This window comes from Pantoea sp. X-Soil-OKNW-556 (assembly GCF_059730695.1).
The window spans coordinates 1974278-1990627 of sequence record NZ_AP035990.1 but is presented as its reverse complement, the minus strand read 5'-3'; the positions used below and the strand labels follow the sequence as shown (position 1 = coordinate 1990627).

The following is a 16350-nucleotide window of genomic DNA, read 5'->3' as shown; positions in this document are numbered from 1 at the left end:
TAAGCGCACTTGTGGTTTGGCGACTTACATCAGCCCTTTTTTCGCCAGCTCAGTTTTGAAGTTATCGCGGGTGATCAGCACCACATCGGTCACTTCAGTAAACTTCGCCGGTTCTTTCCCTTTGGTTACCCAGTCATACAGCATCTGGCTACTTTTATAGCCGTGTACGTCCGGGCTGGGCAGCAGCGAACCATAGAAGCCGGTTGGCTCCCCTTTCGACAGTTCACTGACAGCATCCACCCCGTTGATACCAATACCGATCACGTCGGGTGCTTTAAAGCCCTGACCTTCAGTGGCGCGCACGCCGCCTAAGACGGTGTTGTCATTCATGCCGATGATCAGCCAGTGTTTCACTTTCGGGTGCTGCACCAGCAGGGAGTTACCGGCGTCAAATGCGCCCGGGATATCATTGGATTTGGTCGGCACCTGGTAGATCTGCGCAGCCGGGAAACCTGCTGCTTTCAGCGCGTCCATCGAGCCAGAGGTACGGCGGCGGGCGGTATCCAACTCGTTAGCGGTGATCGCCATTACGCCGGTTTCTTTCACATCCCAGCCGCGTTTCTGCATCTCTTTATACAGTTCCTGGCCCTGACGCTCGCCGATTTTGGTCGCGGCCATCATCACCAGTGGCACGGTGTCCATCGGTTTGCCTTTGGCGTTGACGAACTGATCGTCAACCGCAATCACCTTCAGGTCGTAACTGCGGGCTTTCGCCATGATGGCCGAACCCAGTTTCGGATCCGGGGTACAGATGACGAAACCTTTCGCGCCACTGGCGGCCAGGCTATCGATGGCATTCAGGGTTTTTTCGCCATCCGGTACCGCAATTTTGATCACCTCAAAGCCGAGATCTTTGCCGGCTTTATCGGCGAAGCGCCACTCTGTCTGGAACCAGGGTTCCTCCGGTTGTTTAACAAGAAAACCGAGCTTCATCGTCTCGGCGATAGCGGAATGTGACATAACCGCGGCAAGACCAACTGCCGCCAGCGCTTTAGTGAATTTATGCATGATGCTCTCCGGCACAATGATGTTTTTAGCGTGCAATAAACGAATCGGTGTAAGCGCTACCACTCTGATTTCTCTTGCGGGTACAGCGAAAAATCAGCGCGTTAGAGCAAGGTTTGTACAAAGGCTGTGCAAACGCTGGGCTAGTTGTAGCGGGAAAAGCAGCAGAAAATGTAGAGCGGTATCACATCCCGGAACGACGACAAAATCATCCATATATTCAGCAAAATTAACCGGTCATTAACTTTTGCAGTGGATCACGAAATGGCTGCTGATGGCAGAAAAGTGCATATTCTCAGCCGGGGATGACTAACCGCTCCAGCCCACCCATTCCAGGATAACCACAGATAACTGACACAGGAGAATTTCAATGGGCGCTGGCGCTATCACCATCGGGCTGGATTTTGGCAGCGATTCTGTCCGAGCCCTGGCCGTGGACTGCCACAGTGGCAAAGAACTGGAAAAAGCGGTAGTCAACTATCCGCGCTGGGCCAAAGGATTGTTTTGCGATGCGCATGCCAACCGCTTTCGCCATCATCCTCAGGATTATATTGATGCGCTGGAGCAGGCGCTGGTCACGGTGGTGCAGGCTCTCAGCCCTGAACAGCGCGCAGCCGTCGTCGGCATTGGCGTGGACAGCACCGGTTCGACCCCGGCACCGATCGATCGTGAGGGCAAGGTACTGGCGTTACGTCCAGAGTTTGCCGACAACCCCAATGCGATGTTTGTGTTGTGGAAAGATCACACCGCTATAGAAGAAGCCGAAGAGATTAATCAGCTGTGCCACAGCGGTCGTTTCACCGATTACACCCGTTATATCGGCGGCATTTATTCGTCGGAGTGGTTCTGGGCCAAAATTTTGCATGTATCGCGTGAAGATGCTGCGGTACGTGATGCCGCCGTCTCCTGGGTCGAGCTGTGCGACTGGGTTCCGGCGTTGCTGAGTGGCACTACCGCGCCGCAGCAACTGCGCCGTGGTCGCTGCGCCGCCGGACATAAATCCCTCTGGCACCCGGACTGGCAAGGCCTGCCGCCCGCTGATTTCCTCAATGCGCTTGATCCCCTGTTAACCGAACAGCTCGACTATCCCTTATTTACCGACACCTGGACGGCAGATATCCCGGTCGGCACGTTAAGCGCCGAATGGTCGCAACGTCTTGGTCTGTCCCGGCAGGTGGTGCTGTCCGGCGGTGCTTTTGACTGTCATATGGGGGCGGTCGGTGCCGGTGCGCAACCTTATACCCTGGTGAAGGTGATTGGCACCTCGACCTGCGACATTCTGATTGCCGACAGTGAAAAAGTGGGTGATCGCGCGATTAAAGGCATCTGCGGCCAGGTGGATGGCAGCGTGGTGCCGGGTGCCATCGGCTGTGAAGCGGGACAATCCGCTTTCGGCGATATCTATGCCTGGTTCAGCCGCCTGCTTGGCTGGCCGCTACAACAGGCGGCGCAACAACATCCTGAGTTGCGTCCCCAACTGGAAAGCCTGCAAAAAGATCTGATCCGTCAATTGACGGAAGCCTGGGCTGCCGATCCGCAACTCGACCATCTGCCGGTCGTGCTGGACTGGTTTAACGGACGCCGCACCCCGGATGCCAACCAGCGTCTGAAAGGGGTGATTACCGACCTCAATCTTGGCACCGATGCCCCGGCATTGTTCGGCGGGCTGATCGCCGCCACCGCCTTCGGCGCACGCGCCATTATGGAGTGCTTCGAGCAACAGCAAATCCCGGTGGAGAACGTGCTGACCCTCGGCGGCATCGCGCGCAAATCGCCAGCCATTATGCAAGCCTGTTGCGATGTGATGAACCGACCGCTGGATATTGTCGCCTCCGATGAATGTTGCGCCCTCGGGGCCGCCATTTTTGCCGCCGTTGCTGCGCAAGTCTATGCCGATGTTCCGGCTGCTCAGCAGGTGATGGCCAGCCCGATTGACGTCACGCTGCAACCAGACAGCCAGCGCGTGGCGCGCTATCAGCAACTTTATCAACGCTATCAACATTGGTGCCAGGCCGCTGAACCGCAGTATGCCGCACGCACCGTTTCCGCTAAGTGAAGGAGTGGTTTTATGGAACAGCACAACACACAACAGGTGTGGTTTGTCATTGGTACGCAGCACCTCTACGGGGCGGAGACGTTACGCCAGGTGGAGCATCACGCCCGTCAGGTGATGGATGGCCTCAATCAGGCAGGCACCCTGCCGCTACAACTGGTGCTGAAGCCGCTGGTGAAGTCGCCGGATGAAGCGCTGGCCCTGTGCCGCGAAGCCAACCATGCCAATGAATGTATCGGCATCATTACCTGGCTGCACACCTTCTCACCCGCCAAAATGTGGATTGGCGGCCTGAGCATCCTGAATAAGCCGTTGCTGCAATTCCATACCCAGTTCAATGCTGAGATCCCGTGGGACAGCATGGATATGGATTTTATGAACCTGAACCAGACCGCACACGGCGGTCGCGAGTTTGGTTTTATCGGCGCGCGTATGGGCCTCCAGCACAGCGTGGTCACCGGCCACTGGCAGGATAAAGAGAGCCAGCAACGCATTGGTCGCTGGATCCGTGCCGCTCAGGCGCGTCAGGCCAGTCAGCAGCTTAAAGTTGCCCGCTTCGGCGACAATATGCGTGAAGTGGCCGTCACCGAGGGTGACAAAGTGGCCGCGCAAATTCAATTTGGCTATGCGGTGAATGGCTGGGGCGTGGGCGATTTGGTCGAGGTGGTGAACAGCGTCAGTGATGGCGACGTCAATGCGTTGATCGATGAATACGAAAGTCACTATCGCTTCAGCGAAGTTGCGGCAGTAAACGGTGAAAAACGTCAGAACGTTCTGGATGCAGCACGTATCGAACTGGGGTTGAAACGCTTCCTTGATGCCGAAGGTTGCAAAGCCTTTACCACCAATTTCCAGACGCTGCACGGTATGAAGCAGCTTCCCGGCCTGGCGGTACAACGTCTGATGGGCCAGGGCTACGGGTTTGCCGGTGAAGGTGACTGGAAAACGGCGGCGTTACTGCACATTCTGAAGGTGCAGGCGGGTAATCGTGCCGGCGGGACCTCATTTATGGAGGATTACACCTACCACTTCTCACCCGGCAATGACCTGGTGCTGGGCTCGCATATGCTGGAAGTGTGTCCGTCGATCGCCAAAGAAGAGAAACCGTTGATTGATGTGCAATTCCTCGGTATTGGCGGCAAAGCCGATCCAGCACGCCTGATTTTCTCTACTCCGGCTGGACGCGCGGTGAATGCCAGCGTGATCGATTTGGGTGACCGCTTCCGTCTGCTGGTGAACGTCGTGGATGCCATTGAGCAACCAAAACCGTTGCCAAAACTGCCGGTCGCGCGTGCCTTGTGGCGCGCACAGCCGTCACTGGCAACCGCCTCTGAGGCCTGGATTCTGGCCGGTGGCGCGCATCACACGGTGTTCAGCCAGGCGCTGGACCTCGACGACCTCTATCTCTACGGCGAACTGAACGGTATTGAGGTGCTGGTCATTGATGAGGAAACGCGTTTACCGGCGTTCAAAGATGCGCTGCGCTGGAATGAGGCGTATTACCGCTTAATGCGTTGATCGTTATCAGGTTAGCCATCGGGTCGCGATTTATCGCGACCCTTTTATTTGCAGTTATGACCAAACGGTCACGCCGCAAAAAAAACCTTCAGGAACACAGGTCTTGCAACTCACCAGCGCTTAAACCGGTTACCTTGCTGATGGTTTTAAAGTCTAATTTTTCGGCAAGCATGTTTCGCGCCATCTCCAGCCGACCTTCCTGAAGTCCTTCCACTCGTCCTTCCTGCCGTCCTTCCTGTCGTCCTTCCTGTCGTCCTTCCAGACGTGACTCCAGCCGCCACTGTTGTTCAATAGTCATAATCTGTTCCTTTAGTTGCGGTTTGCCCTGCATCAGTATCTCAATCACCTTTTCCCGATCATCCGTATCGCCATGCCGAAGCAGGTAGAAGATAACGTCGATTGACAGGTCATCATTGTAATCCACCGCCAGCAGGGTTGCCATTAAGTCGATATTTTCCAGCAGGTCGTGCATGCGTACGATCTTATGGGCCATTTCCAGCCTGGCCACACCGCGGTGTGTCATGATTTGCTCATCCGGGAGCACCGTGACATCAACCAGCGGAAACGGTTGGCAAAATATCTGCGTCGCCAGCTCCCGGTCACGAAAGGAGGATAGCCAGTCCATCGTATAAGGATAGGGACTGGTTTTACCGTGATAGAACAGTATCGGCACCACGATCGGCAGCTCAGTATGCCCCTCATCAATATGACGCTGCATAGCCGCGATGGTATAGCGCATCATCCTGAGGGTCATAAACTTGTCGGGAGAGCTTTGGTGCTCAATCAAGGCATAAATATATCCCTCTCCCCCCTCCATCTTCATTGACATGAGTACGTCTGAATAGAGTGCACTCAGATCCCGTTCTATAAACGTGGTTGGAATCAATTGCAATGTGCCGAGGTCACAGCGCTGAAGTATGCGTGGCGGCAAGTGAATTTCCAGGAACTGTCTGGCAATGCTTTGATGGCTGAGAAATCGTTTGAATAGCGCATCGTGTGGGGTGGGAGTTGCGGTCATTAAGGTCGTCCCTGCCAGGATGAACAACGTGGCCGGACGTTAGCATGGGAGCTATCTCACTGAAAGATAAGGATGATAAATGTCAGAGGGATATAAGGAATTCAGAATGGATTCAGGAATAAATCATATTGTACACATCGGTAGCGGCGCGATTTATCGCGTTTTTTTAACCACGAGGGTCAAAAGCGCGCGATAAATCGCGCCGCTACACCAACGCCATCAGGACGTTAGCCGTTTAACCGGCGCATTCTGCTGGCGATCCCACATCACCGTCAGCAAACGTTGCAGCGCGATAAACGCGAACAACAAAATGCCGATGGCGATTTTGGTCCACCAGGAGCTCAGGGTGCCGTCGAAATTAATCCACGTCTGAATCAGCCCCTGAATTAATACGCCAAACAGCGTACCGAGCACCGTTCCTACGCCACCGGAGAGCAGCGTGCCGCCAATCACCACCGAGGCAATGGCATCCAGCTCTACACCCAGTCCGGCCAACGCATAACCCGCTGAGGTATAGATGGAAAACACAATCCCTGCCAGCGTTGCCAGCGTGGTCGACAACATATAAATCTTAATGGTGGTGGCGCGCGTGGAGATCCCCATCAACTGCGCCGACGTGAGGTTGCCGCCAATGGCATACACCTGATTACCAAAACGCGTGCGGTGCGCCAGCAAAATGCCACCGACCACTACCACCAGCATAATCACCGCCAGCAAGCTTAACCGCCCACCGCCGGGAATTTTCCACGCCATACTCGACAGCGTGGCATACAACGGATGGTCAATCGGGATCGAGTTTTCCGATACCAGGTAGCTACACCCACGCAGGAAAAACATCCCGGCGAGGGTAATAATAAACGCCGGGATTTTTAACCCATCAATTAACCAGCCCATCATGGCGCCAAAGGCTGCCCCTAACGCCAGAATCAGCGCAAAGGCCAGCAACGGGTCCACATGGTAATCCCCAATCAAGCGGGCAAGGAACACGCCGGTAAAAGCAATCACCGCCCCGACCGATAAATCAATCCCTCCCGACAGGATCACAAACGTCATTCCCACGGCGATAATGCCAAGAAAGGCGTTATCGGTGAGGATATTACAAATTACCCTGGTGGAGGCAAAGCCGGGGAACTGGCTGAGGCAGAACAGATATCCGGCGACAAACACCAGCAAAGTAATCATCAAAGGCAGATGACGTTTAATCATGATGGACGCCTCCGTTTCAGCATGGCAAGAAAGCGCGGTGACTGAATCAGCAACACGCACATCACTACTATCGCCTTCACCACCTGGTTCAGTTCGGGTGGGAAACCAGACAGCAGAATCCCGGTATTCATCGACTGAATAATCAGCGCACCAATCAGCGACAGCACCAGATTAAAACGCCCGCCCATCAGTGATGCACCGCCAATTACCACCGCCAGGATCGCATCCAGCTCCAGCCACAATCCGGCGTTATTGGCATCCGCTCCGCGGATATCGGCGGCAACAATTAACCCGGCTACTGCGGCACATACGCCACTGATGGCGTAGGTTGACATCACGACCAGCCAGCCGGTAACGCCTGCATTGCGCGCCGCACGCAGGTTAATCCCGACCGCTTCAATAAACAGCCCCAGCGCCGTCTTGCGTGTTACCAGCCACACCGCCAGCGCCACCACTAACGTAATCCACACCGGCACCGGCAACAGCCACAACGAGCCGCTACCAAACCACGACAGGTTATCGTTATCAAAAGTCACGATTTGCCCCTGGGTGATGAGCTGCGCCACACCGCGTCCGGCTACCATCAAAATCAAGGTGGCGACGAACGGTTGAATTCGCAGCAACGCCACCAGCACGCCGTTCCACAAACCACATGCCAGCCCGGTGCCCAGTGTCGCGAGAATGATAAACGGCAGACTATGCCCGGCCACGGTGAGCGTCGCCGCCGTAGCCCCGGCAATCGCCATCACCGCCCCTACTGACAAATCAATTCCCCCGGTGGCAATCACCAGCGTCATCCCCACCGCCAGCAGCGCTACCGGTGCGGCACGGTTGAGAATATCGATCGGGCTACCAAACAGGCGGCCATCCTGTAAATGCACGGCAAAGAAGTTATTTGCTACCAGGCTGTCCACCAGCAGCACCAGCACCAGCGCGGCAATTTGCGGCATACCGGGCGGCAGTTTCAGCTTACGCCGATTGGTTTTTTCAGACGTCATATCGGATTCAAGCATGTTGTTCTCCTCCGTGGGCGATAGCGTTGACAATCGACGCTACCGACAGCTGCTCAAGGGGGATCTCCGCCACCTGCTTCAAATCGCGCATAATCAACACGCGATCGGCGTACCCCACCAGTTCTTCGAGTTCAGAGGAGATAACCAGCAGCGCCAGTCCGTCGGCGCACAGGGATTCAATCAGACGAATAATCTCCGCGTGAGCACCGACATCGATACCCCGCGTGGGTTCGTCAAGAATGAGAAATTGCGGTTTGGTCACCAGCCAACGCGACAGCAGTACTTTCTGCTGATTGCCGCCCGACAATAACTCAACCGGTTGATCGGCATGCGGTGTACGAATGCCAAGACTTTTAATAAAACGCTCAGCAATCGCCTGTTGTTCGCGTTTTTTGATCGGACGCAGCCAGCCACGCTGCGCCTGCAACGCGAGGATAATGTTTTCCCGCACCGACGCCTTACCGATAATGCCATCGGTTTTACGGTCCTCCGGGCAAAACCCCATCCCCAGCTTCGAGGCTTTAGCCGGCGTACGAATCTGTTGCACCTTACCCTTAATGGTGGCGGTGCCGCGATCGGCTCGGCGGATGCCAAACAACACTTCGGCGGTTTCGGTGCGTCCCGAGCCCAACAGCCCGGCCAGACCCACCACTTCACCCGGACGCACCTGCAAACTGAACGGCTCGATGGTGCCCTTCTTACCGTAATCTTCAAACGCCACCACCGGCTGATTGCTGCGCAGGGTACTGCCCTGACGTTGTAGCGCCGTCTCCAGCAACTCACGCCCCAGCATCAGCTTGATTAGCTCGATACGCGGCAGCGATGCGGTGTCGCGAGTGGCGATAAACTGACCATTGCGCAGCACCGTAATGCGGTCAGTGATGCGATACACCTGATCGAGGAAGTGAGTGACAAAAATCAGGCTCATCCCTTTGGCTTTTAACTGCGCCATCAGGGTAAACAACATCTCGACCTCACTGGCGTCGAGGCTGGCGGTGGGTTCATCGAGGATCAACACCTGTGCCGACAGATCCACCGCGCGACAAATGGCGATAATCTGCTGCATCGCCACCGAATAATGGCCGAGCTGACGCGTCACATCGAGGGCAAAGCCGTATTTGCGCATCAGCGCATCGGCATCGCGCACCATACGTTTGCGATCGATGATGCCAAAACGTCGCGGCTCGCGACCGATATATAAATTATCCGCCACCGACATATTGGGCAGCAGGTTTACTTCCTGGTAAACGGTGCCGATACCCATTAATTGGGCATCGCCGGTGTTATGCGGTGTAATCGCTTTGCCATTCAGGGTGATCACCCCGGCATCACGGCTGTACACGCCGGTCAGCACTTTTATCAGCGTGGATTTACCTGCCCCGTTCTCTCCCAGCAGCGCCATGATTTCGCCTTTGCGGATACTGAACGACACGTTATCCAACGCTTTCACGCCGGGGAAACCTTTGCTGACGCCGCTGATGGTCAGCAGTGCCTCTTCTTGTGGTGTAGTCATACGGACCTGCCTCGCCTTACGTCATGAAAAACCGCCCCGGAGGGCGGTGCGGGGATCAGTAACCCATGTTCTTTTTCTTATCGAGTTCCGTCTGTGCATCCGCTGGCAGGAAGAGTTTCGACTGGGTGCGGATGATTTTTGGCGGCTGCGTGCCATCTTTTTTCAGTTTTTCCAACGCATCAAACGCCGGACCGGCCATATTCGGTGTCAGCTCGACGTTGGCATTGGCTTCGCCTGCCAGCATCGCTTTGTAGATATCCGGTACACCGTCAATCGAGCCAGTCAGGATATCTTTGCCCGGTTTCAGGCCCGCTTCTTTAATGGCCTGAATCGCACCAATCACCATGTCGTCATTGTGCGCGAAAACCATGCAGATGTTCTTGCCATTGTTCTCCGCTTTGATAAAGCTCTCCATCACCTCTTTACCCTTACTGCGGGTAAAGTCGCCGGATTGAGAACGGATAATTTTGATGTTGGGGTGTCCGGCAATGGCTTCGGCAAACCCTTTCTTACGGTCAATCGCCACGCTGGCACCCACGGTGCCCTGCAATTCCACGACGTTACACTGCTTGCCCGCGAGGGTTTTCACCAACCAGTCACCAATCAACTTGCCTTCCAGCACGTTATCCGCTGTCACCACCGACTCATACAGTGATTTGTCATTCACGACGATCGCGCGGTCGAGCAGGAACACTGGGATCTTGGCGTCTTTAGCTTCTTCCAGCACCGGTTCCCAGCCAGTCTGCACCACCGGGGCGATAAAGATGGCATCCACGCCCTGGGCGATGAATGAACGCACTGCCTTGATCTGGTTCTCCTGTTTCTGCTGACCATCCGCAATTTTCAGCGTGATGCCCCGCTTCTGCGCTTCGGTTTTTGCCACGTTAGTTTCCGCAGAACGCCAGCCGGATTCCGAGCCAACCTGCGAGAATCCAACTGTCATATCAGCCGCCAGGACCGGTGCGCTGATCGCCGCGCTCACCATGGCGGACAAGAGTAAACGTTTCCACATAATTTCATTCCTCTGAAGGGAGTGTGCTGTAGGGGGTACAAACGCGGTTTAAGCCTGGCGCAAAAGCCGCTCCCTGAGAGCGACATGCCTCACAAAACAGAATGAATTAAAGGGGTTACGATAAGTTTGCTGACAAAACGCCCATCACAGTTATGGACAAAACACCTGATATTTCTCGCCTCTGTCGTTAAATAAATGTAATAAAGAGAATCGCTTATGTCGCATAACGCTGGAAACGATTACAGGCACCGCGTAAAGAATGGTTATGAGGCTTTCATGAAAGGAATTGATCGATTTGTGACTGGACGCACACATTGCAATGTAAGGTTTCATAGCCTGTACAAAAAATTTCAGGCCAGTTGGGAATAAACCGGGAACTTTGATCGCCGCGTGAGGGAAAATAGCGCTATAAAACCGGGAAAATAACGCTGGCTCATTTGATGAGCTGGGGTGTGAATTTTTCTCACCACTGCCTGAATAACCGGCAGAGATTTGGCTTAGTTTCATCATGCTGATGCATAATAAAAGGAATAAAGGGTGAAAAAGTGTCTTTTGATGAGCGAATTAGCTCACTTTATCTGATTTTTGAATTTTTTTACGGTTGACATATGGACTCTCGCTGCGTGCTCCCTATACTTGGCGCTTCCCTGTTCTTTATTTATTAATGGCAATCATGACTGCGCTCGATTACCTGCTGAAATTCCGTAAAGTGAATAATCTTGAGAGTCTGGAAAAACTCTACGACCATCTCAATTATTCACTGACAGATGATAATGAGATCATCAATATGTATCGCGCTGCCGATCATCGTCGTGCTGAACTCGCTTCTGGTGGTCGTTTATTCGATCTCGGTTGTGTGCCGAAATCAGTCTGGCGTTACGTGGTTTAACTCACCCCGGCTTCCTGCTTCTCGATAATATTGCGTTGTCCAGGTCGGGCGTGCCCCGTTTGGACATGATACGCTCTGCCACACCTTATCCTGGTAACTGGACTTATTCGATGACCGAACAGGTAAATCCCCCGCGCATTGCTGGCTGGCTGCTGCTGCCGCTCGCCTGGCTGATTATGACCATGCTCACCAGCGCCCTGGTGGTCGCCATGTATCTCAGCCCGCTGTTTAATCCTGAACTGCGCACCACGTTGTTTTCGCACGGAGGGCTGCTGCTGACGCAATGGTCGATTTCATTGCTGACCGCAGGCCTGGTCTGGGTATATAGCATTTGGGTATGCTGGATTTTCTGTAAACGATCACGCCGTCTGCCACGCCATTACATTCTCTGGCTGCTGATGACAGTGTTGCTGGCGATGAAAACCTTTGCTTTTACCCCGGTTTCTGACAGCAAAGCAATCCAGACGTTACTGCTGTCATTGCTGGCAGCGGCGGTTTTTGTTCCCTATTTCAAACGCTCCCAACGCGTAAAACAGACGTTTATCCAGCCGTAATGGCGCAAGAATCGTCAGGAATTTAATTCTGAGTGCTCTCAACCGGGCTGCAAACGCGGCTCGGGTTGAGATACAGCTCTCAATTCCGGATAATAGACGCCTTTCGGCTTCCCAGGTTTCATAATGACCGATTATTTACTGCTCTTTATTGGCACCGTGCTGGTGAACAACTTCGTTCTGGTAAAGTTCCTCGGACTTTGCCCGTTCATGGGTGTGTCAAAAAAACTGGAAACGGCCATTGGCATGGGACTTGCCACTACCTTCGTGATTACGCTGGCGTCTATTTGCGCCTGGCTGGTCAACCATTTGATCCTGGTGCCGCTGGACTTAGTCTATCTGCGTACCATGGCCTATATCCTGGTGATTGCCGTCGTGGTGCAGTTCACCGAAATGGTGGTGCGTAAAACCAGCCCGTCGCTCTATCGCCTGCTCGGCATCTTTCTGCCGCTGATCACCACCAACTGTGCGGTGCTGGGCGTGCCGCTGCTGAGCGTCAACCTTAACCATACCTTTCTGCAAGCTGCATTGTATGGCTTTAGTGCCTCGCTCGGTTTCTCACTGGTGATGGTGCTGTTTGCCGGGATCCGCGAACGCCTGGTGCTGGCTAATGTCCCGACCCCATTTAAAGGCAATTCAATCGCCCTGATCACCGCTGGCCTGATGGCGCTGGCGTTTATGGGCTTTAGTGGTCTGGTGAAATTCTGATGACCGCGATTTGGATTGCTATTGCCGTATTAAGCGCCCTGAGCCTGGTTTTTGGTGGCCTGCTCGGCTACGCTGCGCGCCGTTTTGAAGTTGAAGAAGACCCGATTGTTGAACAGATTGATGCCATTCTGCCGCAAAGCCAATGCGGTCAGTGCGGCTATCCGGGTTGCCGTCCCTATGCCGATGCCGTCGGCAACAATGGTGAGGCGATCAACAAATGCGCCCCCGGTGGCGAGCAGACCATGCTGAAACTGGCGGCGTTGCTGAACGTCGAGCCGCAACCGCTGGATGGCGGTGAAGAGGTGTTGGCACCGGTACGCACCGTGGCGTGGATCGACGAAGCCAACTGCATCGGTTGTACCAAATGTATCCAGGCCTGCCCGGTCGACGCGATTGTCGGCGCCACCCGCGCTATGCACACCGTGCTGAGCGATGTCTGCACCGGTTGCGATCTGTGCGTTGCGCCTTGTCCGACCGATTGCATCGAGATGCGTCCGGTTGCCACCACCACGGCCAACTGGAAGTGGGATCTTGAAACTATTCCTGTACGGGTGATCCCGGTAGAAAGCCATGCTTAATTTGCTCAACACCCTGTTCCGCAAAGAGAAACTGTGGGATTTTCAGGGCGGCATTCATCCGCCGGAAATGAAAACACAGTCGAACGGTACACCGCTCAGCCAACTCCCGCTGCCGGAACGTTTTATCATCCCGCTGAAGCAACATATTGGTCATGAAGGCGAGATTTGTGTCGCACCTGGTGAACATGTGCTGCGCGGCCAGCCGCTGACATTCGGTAATGGCCGAATGCTGCCGGTGCACGCTCCCACATCCGGCACCATTGAAGCGATTGCGCCGCATATGACCGCCCACCCGTCCGGGTTGTCTGAGCTGTGCATTTTCCTTGTCGCCGACGGTGAGGACCGCTGGACGGCGCTCGATCCGCAACCTGATTACCGTGCCCTGACGCGTGAAGACGTGGTTAAACGCATCCATGATGCCGGGATCGCCGGGCTGGGTGGCGCGGGCTTCCCCACAGCCACCAAATTGCGCGGTGGCCTGCGCGGCGTCAAAACCCTGATTATCAATGCCGCCGAATGTGAACCTTATATCACCGCCGATGACCGCCTGATGCAGGATTGCGCCGCAGAAGTGCTGGAAGGCTGCCGTATTCTTGCCTGGGTGTTACAGGCGGAACGCGTGTTGATCGGCGTCGAAGATAACAAACCGGAAGCGATTGCCGCGCTAAAACAGGCGCTGGCTGGCGAACGCGATCTGCAACTGCGGGTGATCCCCACGAAATACCCCTCCGGTGGGGCCAAGCAGCTGACCAAAATTCTGACAGGTCTGGAAGTGCCACATGGCGGGCGTTCTACCGATATCGGCGTGCTGATGCAAAACGTCGGCACTGCCTGGGCGGTGAAGCGTGCCATTGTCGATGGCGAACCAATCACCGAGCGCGTGGTGACGCTGACCGGCGAAGCCATTAGTCAGCCGCGTAACGTCTGGGGCCGTCTCGGTACCCCGGTGAGTCATCTGCTGCACCATGCCGGTTTTACCCCGGCATCACGCCAGATGGTGATAATGGGCGGCCCACTGATGGGCTTCACCCTGCCTTCGCTGGACGTGCCGGTGGTAAAAATTACCAACTGTATTCTGGCTCCCTCCGCCAGCGAGATGGGAAGCAACCCGGAAGAGCAATCCTGTATCCGTTGCAGCGCCTGTGCTGATGCCTGTCCGGCCAATCTGTTGCCGCAACAACTCTACTGGTACAGCCAGGGCGCCGACCACGATAAAGCGCGCGCCCATCATATTGATGACTGCATCGAATGCGGTGCCTGCGCTTATGTCTGCCCGAGCAACATCCCGTTGGTGCAATACTATCGCCAGGAGAAAGCCGAACTGCGTGCTATCGACCTGGAAGCAAAACGTACTGCCGAAGCCAAAGCACGCTTTGAGGCACGTCAGGCGCGGCTGGAGCGAGAAAAACTGGCGCGCGAAGCACGTCATGAACAGGCGAAACAGCGCGTGGCCCGTAGCGACCAGGGTGAACTGGATGCCGCGGTAGCTCGGGTGAAAGCGCGTCAGACCAAAACCCCGGAACAGGAAGCGGCTGAAAGTGAAGCCCGCCATGCTCAGGCGCTGGCACGTCAGGCAGAAACCCAGGCTGAAACCCAGGCACTGAGCCGTCAGGCCGGTGACCCGCGCAAAGCGGCGGTCGAAGCCGCCATTGCCCGTGCCAAAGCGAAGAAAGCGGCAACGGTCGAACCGGTCGAAAGCGCACCGGCTGAAACGGTTGATCCGCGCAAAGCGGCAGTCGAAGCCGCCATTGCCCGCGCTAAAGCGAAGAAAGCGGCTGCCGCCGAACCGGCCGAAAGCGCACCGGCTGAAACAGTTGATCCGCGCAAAGCGGCAGTCGAAGCCGCCATTGCCCGCGCTAAAGCGAAGAAAGCGGCTGCTGCCGAACCGGTCGAAAGCGCACCGGCTGAAACAGTTGACCCGCGTAAAGCCGCTGTCGAAGCCGCCATTGCCCGCGCTAAAGCGAAGAAAGCGGCTGCCGCCCAACCGGCCGAAAGCGCACCGGTTGAAACGGTTGATCCGCGCAAAGCGGCAGTCGAAGCCGCCATTGCCCGTGCCAAAGCGAAAAAAGCGGCTGCCGCGCAACCGGCCGCTGCCGATATAAATGAACCGGAGGCCGCTGCGTCTCCTGACTCCGCCGACCCGCGTAAAGCAGCGATTGCCGCCGCGGTCGCCCGTGCCAAAGCGCGCAAAGCCGCGCAGCAGCAGCCTTCGACGTCTGAGGATTAAATGGCTTTTCGTATCGCAAGTTCCCCTTATACCCACAACCGCCGCAGCACCGGCAATATTATGCTGCTGGTGGTACTGGCGGCGCTGCCGGGCATGGCAGCGCAATGGTATTTTTTTGGTATTGGCTTTCTGATTCAGGTGATACTCGCGATTGCCACCGCATGGGCAACGGAAGGCGTGATTCTGCGTCTGCGCAAAACCCCGGTGGTCCCCACGCTGGCCGATAACTCCGCCCTGCTGACTGCACTGCTACTGGGCATCAGCCTGCCGCCGCTGGCCCCCTGGTGGCTGGTGGTGATTGGCACGGTGTTTGCCATTGTGATCGCCAAACAACTGTATGGTGGTCTGGGACAGAACCCCTTTAACCCTGCGATGGTCGGTTATGTGGTGCTGCTGATCTCCTTCCCGGTGCAGATGACCAGTTGGATGCCGCCGGACGCGTTGCAGTCGATCAAACCCGGCCTGCTTGATTCCCTCAGCATGATCTTTACCCATCACACGCTGGCGGGCGAAACCATGCAGCAGCTGCAACTTGGCGTGGATGGCGTGAGCCAGGCGACCCCGCTTGATACGTTTAAAACCGGGCTGCGCGCCGGTCACAGCGCGGAGCAACTGCTGGCCGCGCCGATTTATCATGGCGTGCTGGCCGGTCTTGGCTGGCAGTGGGTGAACGTCGGTTATCTGCTGGGCGGCATGCTGTTGCTGGCGAAAAACGCCATCCGCTGGCATATCCCGGTGAGCTTTCTGCTGTCGCTGGCATTCTGTGCCACCCTCGGCTGGCTGTTTTCACCGGAGTCGCTCAACTCGCCGCTGATCCACCTGTTTTCTGGCGCAACCATGCTGGGCGCATTTTTTATCGCCACCGATCCGGTGACCGCTTCTACCACCAATCGCGGTCGCCTGATTTATGGCGCGTTGATTGGCCTGCTGGTGTGGTTGATTCGCAGTTATGGCGGCTACCCGGATGGCGTGGCCTTTGCCGTATTGCTGGCTAACATCTGTGTGCCGTTGATTGATTACTACACCCAGCCGCGCGTGTACGGCCATCGCAAGGATTAA

Annotated in this window: 14 protein-coding genes; 8 read left to right on the top strand and 6 right to left on the bottom strand. The window is 55.7% G+C overall.

Translation table 11 applies throughout. The features are described 5' to 3' along the window. Window positions 1-24: 24 nt before the first annotated feature. Window positions 25-1008: an arabinose ABC transporter substrate-binding protein gene (locus AC6I8T_RS09245; protein ID WP_013508922.1), complete on the bottom strand. Its 984-nt coding sequence runs from the start codon at window positions 1006-1008 to the stop codon at window positions 25-27. Between the two features lie 367 nt (window positions 1009-1375). On the opposite strand from AC6I8T_RS09245, the gene AC6I8T_RS09240 reads away from it, so the two are divergent. Next, on the top strand, window positions 1376-3061 hold the full coding sequence (locus tag AC6I8T_RS09240) for a ribulokinase (protein WP_036626906.1): 1686 nt from the start codon (window positions 1376-1378) through the stop codon (window positions 3059-3061). A 12-nt stretch (window positions 3062-3073) separates the two neighbouring features. Beyond that, the gene (gene araA, locus AC6I8T_RS09235) at window positions 3074-4576 is read left to right on the top strand and encodes an L-arabinose isomerase (RefSeq protein ID WP_497833733.1); all 1503 of its coding nucleotides are present in this window, start codon (window positions 3074-3076) and stop codon (window positions 4574-4576) included. A gap of 88 nt (window positions 4577-4664) precedes the next feature. Here araA and AC6I8T_RS09230 read toward each other — a convergent pair whose 3' ends face one another. The 5 genes from AC6I8T_RS09230 to ytfQ form a co-directional block, all read right to left on the bottom strand. Further along, on the bottom strand, window positions 4665-5594 hold the full coding sequence (locus AC6I8T_RS09230) for an Rpn family recombination-promoting nuclease/putative transposase (RefSeq protein ID WP_208725371.1): 930 nt from the start codon (window positions 5592-5594) through the stop codon (window positions 4665-4667). A 219-nt stretch (window positions 5595-5813) separates the two neighbouring features. Then, the gene (gene yjfF / locus AC6I8T_RS09225; RefSeq protein WP_021185183.1) at window positions 5814-6800 is read right to left on the bottom strand and encodes a galactofuranose ABC transporter, permease protein YjfF; all 987 of its coding nucleotides are present in this window, start codon (window positions 6798-6800) and stop codon (window positions 5814-5816) included. Beyond that, entirely contained in the window at window positions 6797-7813 is a 1017-nt protein-coding gene (ytfT, locus tag AC6I8T_RS09220; protein WP_021185184.1) for a galactofuranose ABC transporter, ATP-binding protein YtfT, read from the bottom strand. Before ytfT ends, yjfF begins: the two co-directional genes overlap by 4 nt. Continuing rightward, window positions 7806-9326 carry a sugar ABC transporter ATP-binding protein gene (locus tag AC6I8T_RS09215; RefSeq protein ID WP_021185185.1) on the bottom strand — a complete coding sequence of 507 codons (1521 nt, stop codon included), beginning with the start codon at window positions 9324-9326 and terminating at the stop codon, window positions 7806-7808. Before AC6I8T_RS09215 ends, ytfT begins: the two co-directional genes overlap by 8 nt. Before the next feature lie 55 nt (window positions 9327-9381). Further along, window positions 9382-10338, bottom strand: coding sequence for a galactofuranose ABC transporter, galactofuranose-binding protein YtfQ (ytfQ, locus tag AC6I8T_RS09210; protein WP_208725370.1), 957 nt, complete (start codon window positions 10336-10338; stop codon window positions 9382-9384). Window positions 10339-11011: 673 nt separating this feature from the next. Between ytfQ and ydgT the strand changes: the two genes are divergently transcribed. The 6 genes from ydgT to rsxD all read left to right on the top strand — a co-directional run bounded on the left by ydgT (window position 11012) and on the right by rsxD (window position 16350). Further along, the gene (ydgT, locus tag AC6I8T_RS09205; RefSeq protein ID WP_021185188.1) at window positions 11012-11227 is read left to right on the top strand and encodes a transcription modulator YdgT; all 216 of its coding nucleotides are present in this window, start codon (window positions 11012-11014) and stop codon (window positions 11225-11227) included. Between the two features lie 110 nt (window positions 11228-11337). Then, the gene (locus AC6I8T_RS09200) at window positions 11338-11781 is read left to right on the top strand and encodes a DUF2569 domain-containing protein (RefSeq protein WP_021185189.1); all 444 of its coding nucleotides are present in this window, start codon (window positions 11338-11340) and stop codon (window positions 11779-11781) included. A 123-nt stretch (window positions 11782-11904) separates the two neighbouring features. Next, a complete protein-coding gene (rsxA, locus tag AC6I8T_RS09195) occupies window positions 11905-12486 on the top strand; it encodes an electron transport complex subunit RsxA (protein ID WP_021185190.1) in 582 nt (193 codons plus the stop codon). Further along, a complete protein-coding gene (rsxB, locus tag AC6I8T_RS09190; RefSeq protein WP_013508911.1) occupies window positions 12486-13064 on the top strand; it encodes an electron transport complex subunit RsxB in 579 nt (192 codons plus the stop codon). Before rsxA ends, rsxB begins: the two co-directional genes overlap by 1 nt. Next, the gene (gene rsxC / locus AC6I8T_RS09185; protein WP_497833732.1) at window positions 13057-15291 is read left to right on the top strand and encodes an electron transport complex subunit RsxC; all 2235 of its coding nucleotides are present in this window, start codon (window positions 13057-13059) and stop codon (window positions 15289-15291) included. Before rsxB ends, rsxC begins: the two co-directional genes overlap by 8 nt. Then, window positions 15292-16350, top strand: a complete 1059-nt coding sequence (gene rsxD, locus AC6I8T_RS09180; RefSeq protein ID WP_021185193.1) for an electron transport complex subunit RsxD — start codon at window positions 15292-15294, stop codon at window positions 16348-16350.

Coding starts and splice junctions, on each gene's coding strand:
- rsxC (WP_497833732.1), top strand. CDS start 13,057: ATGCTTAATTTGCTCAACACCCTGTTCCGCAAAGAGAAACTGTGGGAT.
- ytfT (WP_021185184.1), bottom strand. CDS start 7,813: ATGCTTGAATCCGATATGACGTCTGAAAAAACCAATCGGCGTAAGCTG.
- AC6I8T_RS09245 (WP_013508922.1), bottom strand. CDS start 1,008: ATGCATAAATTCACTAAAGCGCTGGCGGCAGTTGGTCTTGCCGCGGTT.
- ytfQ (WP_208725370.1), bottom strand. CDS start 10,338: ATGTGGAAACGTTTACTCTTGTCCGCCATGGTGAGCGCGGCGATCAGC.
- rsxD (WP_021185193.1), top strand. CDS start 15,292: ATGGCTTTTCGTATCGCAAGTTCCCCTTATACCCACAACCGCCGCAGC.
- ydgT (WP_021185188.1), top strand. CDS start 11,012: ATGACTGCGCTCGATTACCTGCTGAAATTCCGTAAAGTGAATAATCTT.
- AC6I8T_RS09215 (WP_021185185.1), bottom strand. CDS start 9,326: ATGACTACACCACAAGAAGAGGCACTGCTGACCATCAGCGGCGTCAGC.
- yjfF (WP_021185183.1), bottom strand. CDS start 6,800: ATGATTAAACGTCATCTGCCTTTGATGATTACTTTGCTGGTGTTTGTC.
- rsxB (WP_013508911.1), top strand. CDS start 12,486: ATGACCGCGATTTGGATTGCTATTGCCGTATTAAGCGCCCTGAGCCTG.
- AC6I8T_RS09230 (WP_208725371.1), bottom strand. CDS start 5,594: ATGACCGCAACTCCCACCCCACACGATGCGCTATTCAAACGATTTCTC.
- rsxA (WP_021185190.1), top strand. CDS start 11,905: ATGACCGATTATTTACTGCTCTTTATTGGCACCGTGCTGGTGAACAAC.
- AC6I8T_RS09200 (WP_021185189.1), top strand. CDS start 11,338: ATGACCGAACAGGTAAATCCCCCGCGCATTGCTGGCTGGCTGCTGCTG.
- araA (WP_497833733.1), top strand. CDS start 3,074: ATGGAACAGCACAACACACAACAGGTGTGGTTTGTCATTGGTACGCAG.
- AC6I8T_RS09240 (WP_036626906.1), top strand. CDS start 1,376: ATGGGCGCTGGCGCTATCACCATCGGGCTGGATTTTGGCAGCGATTCT.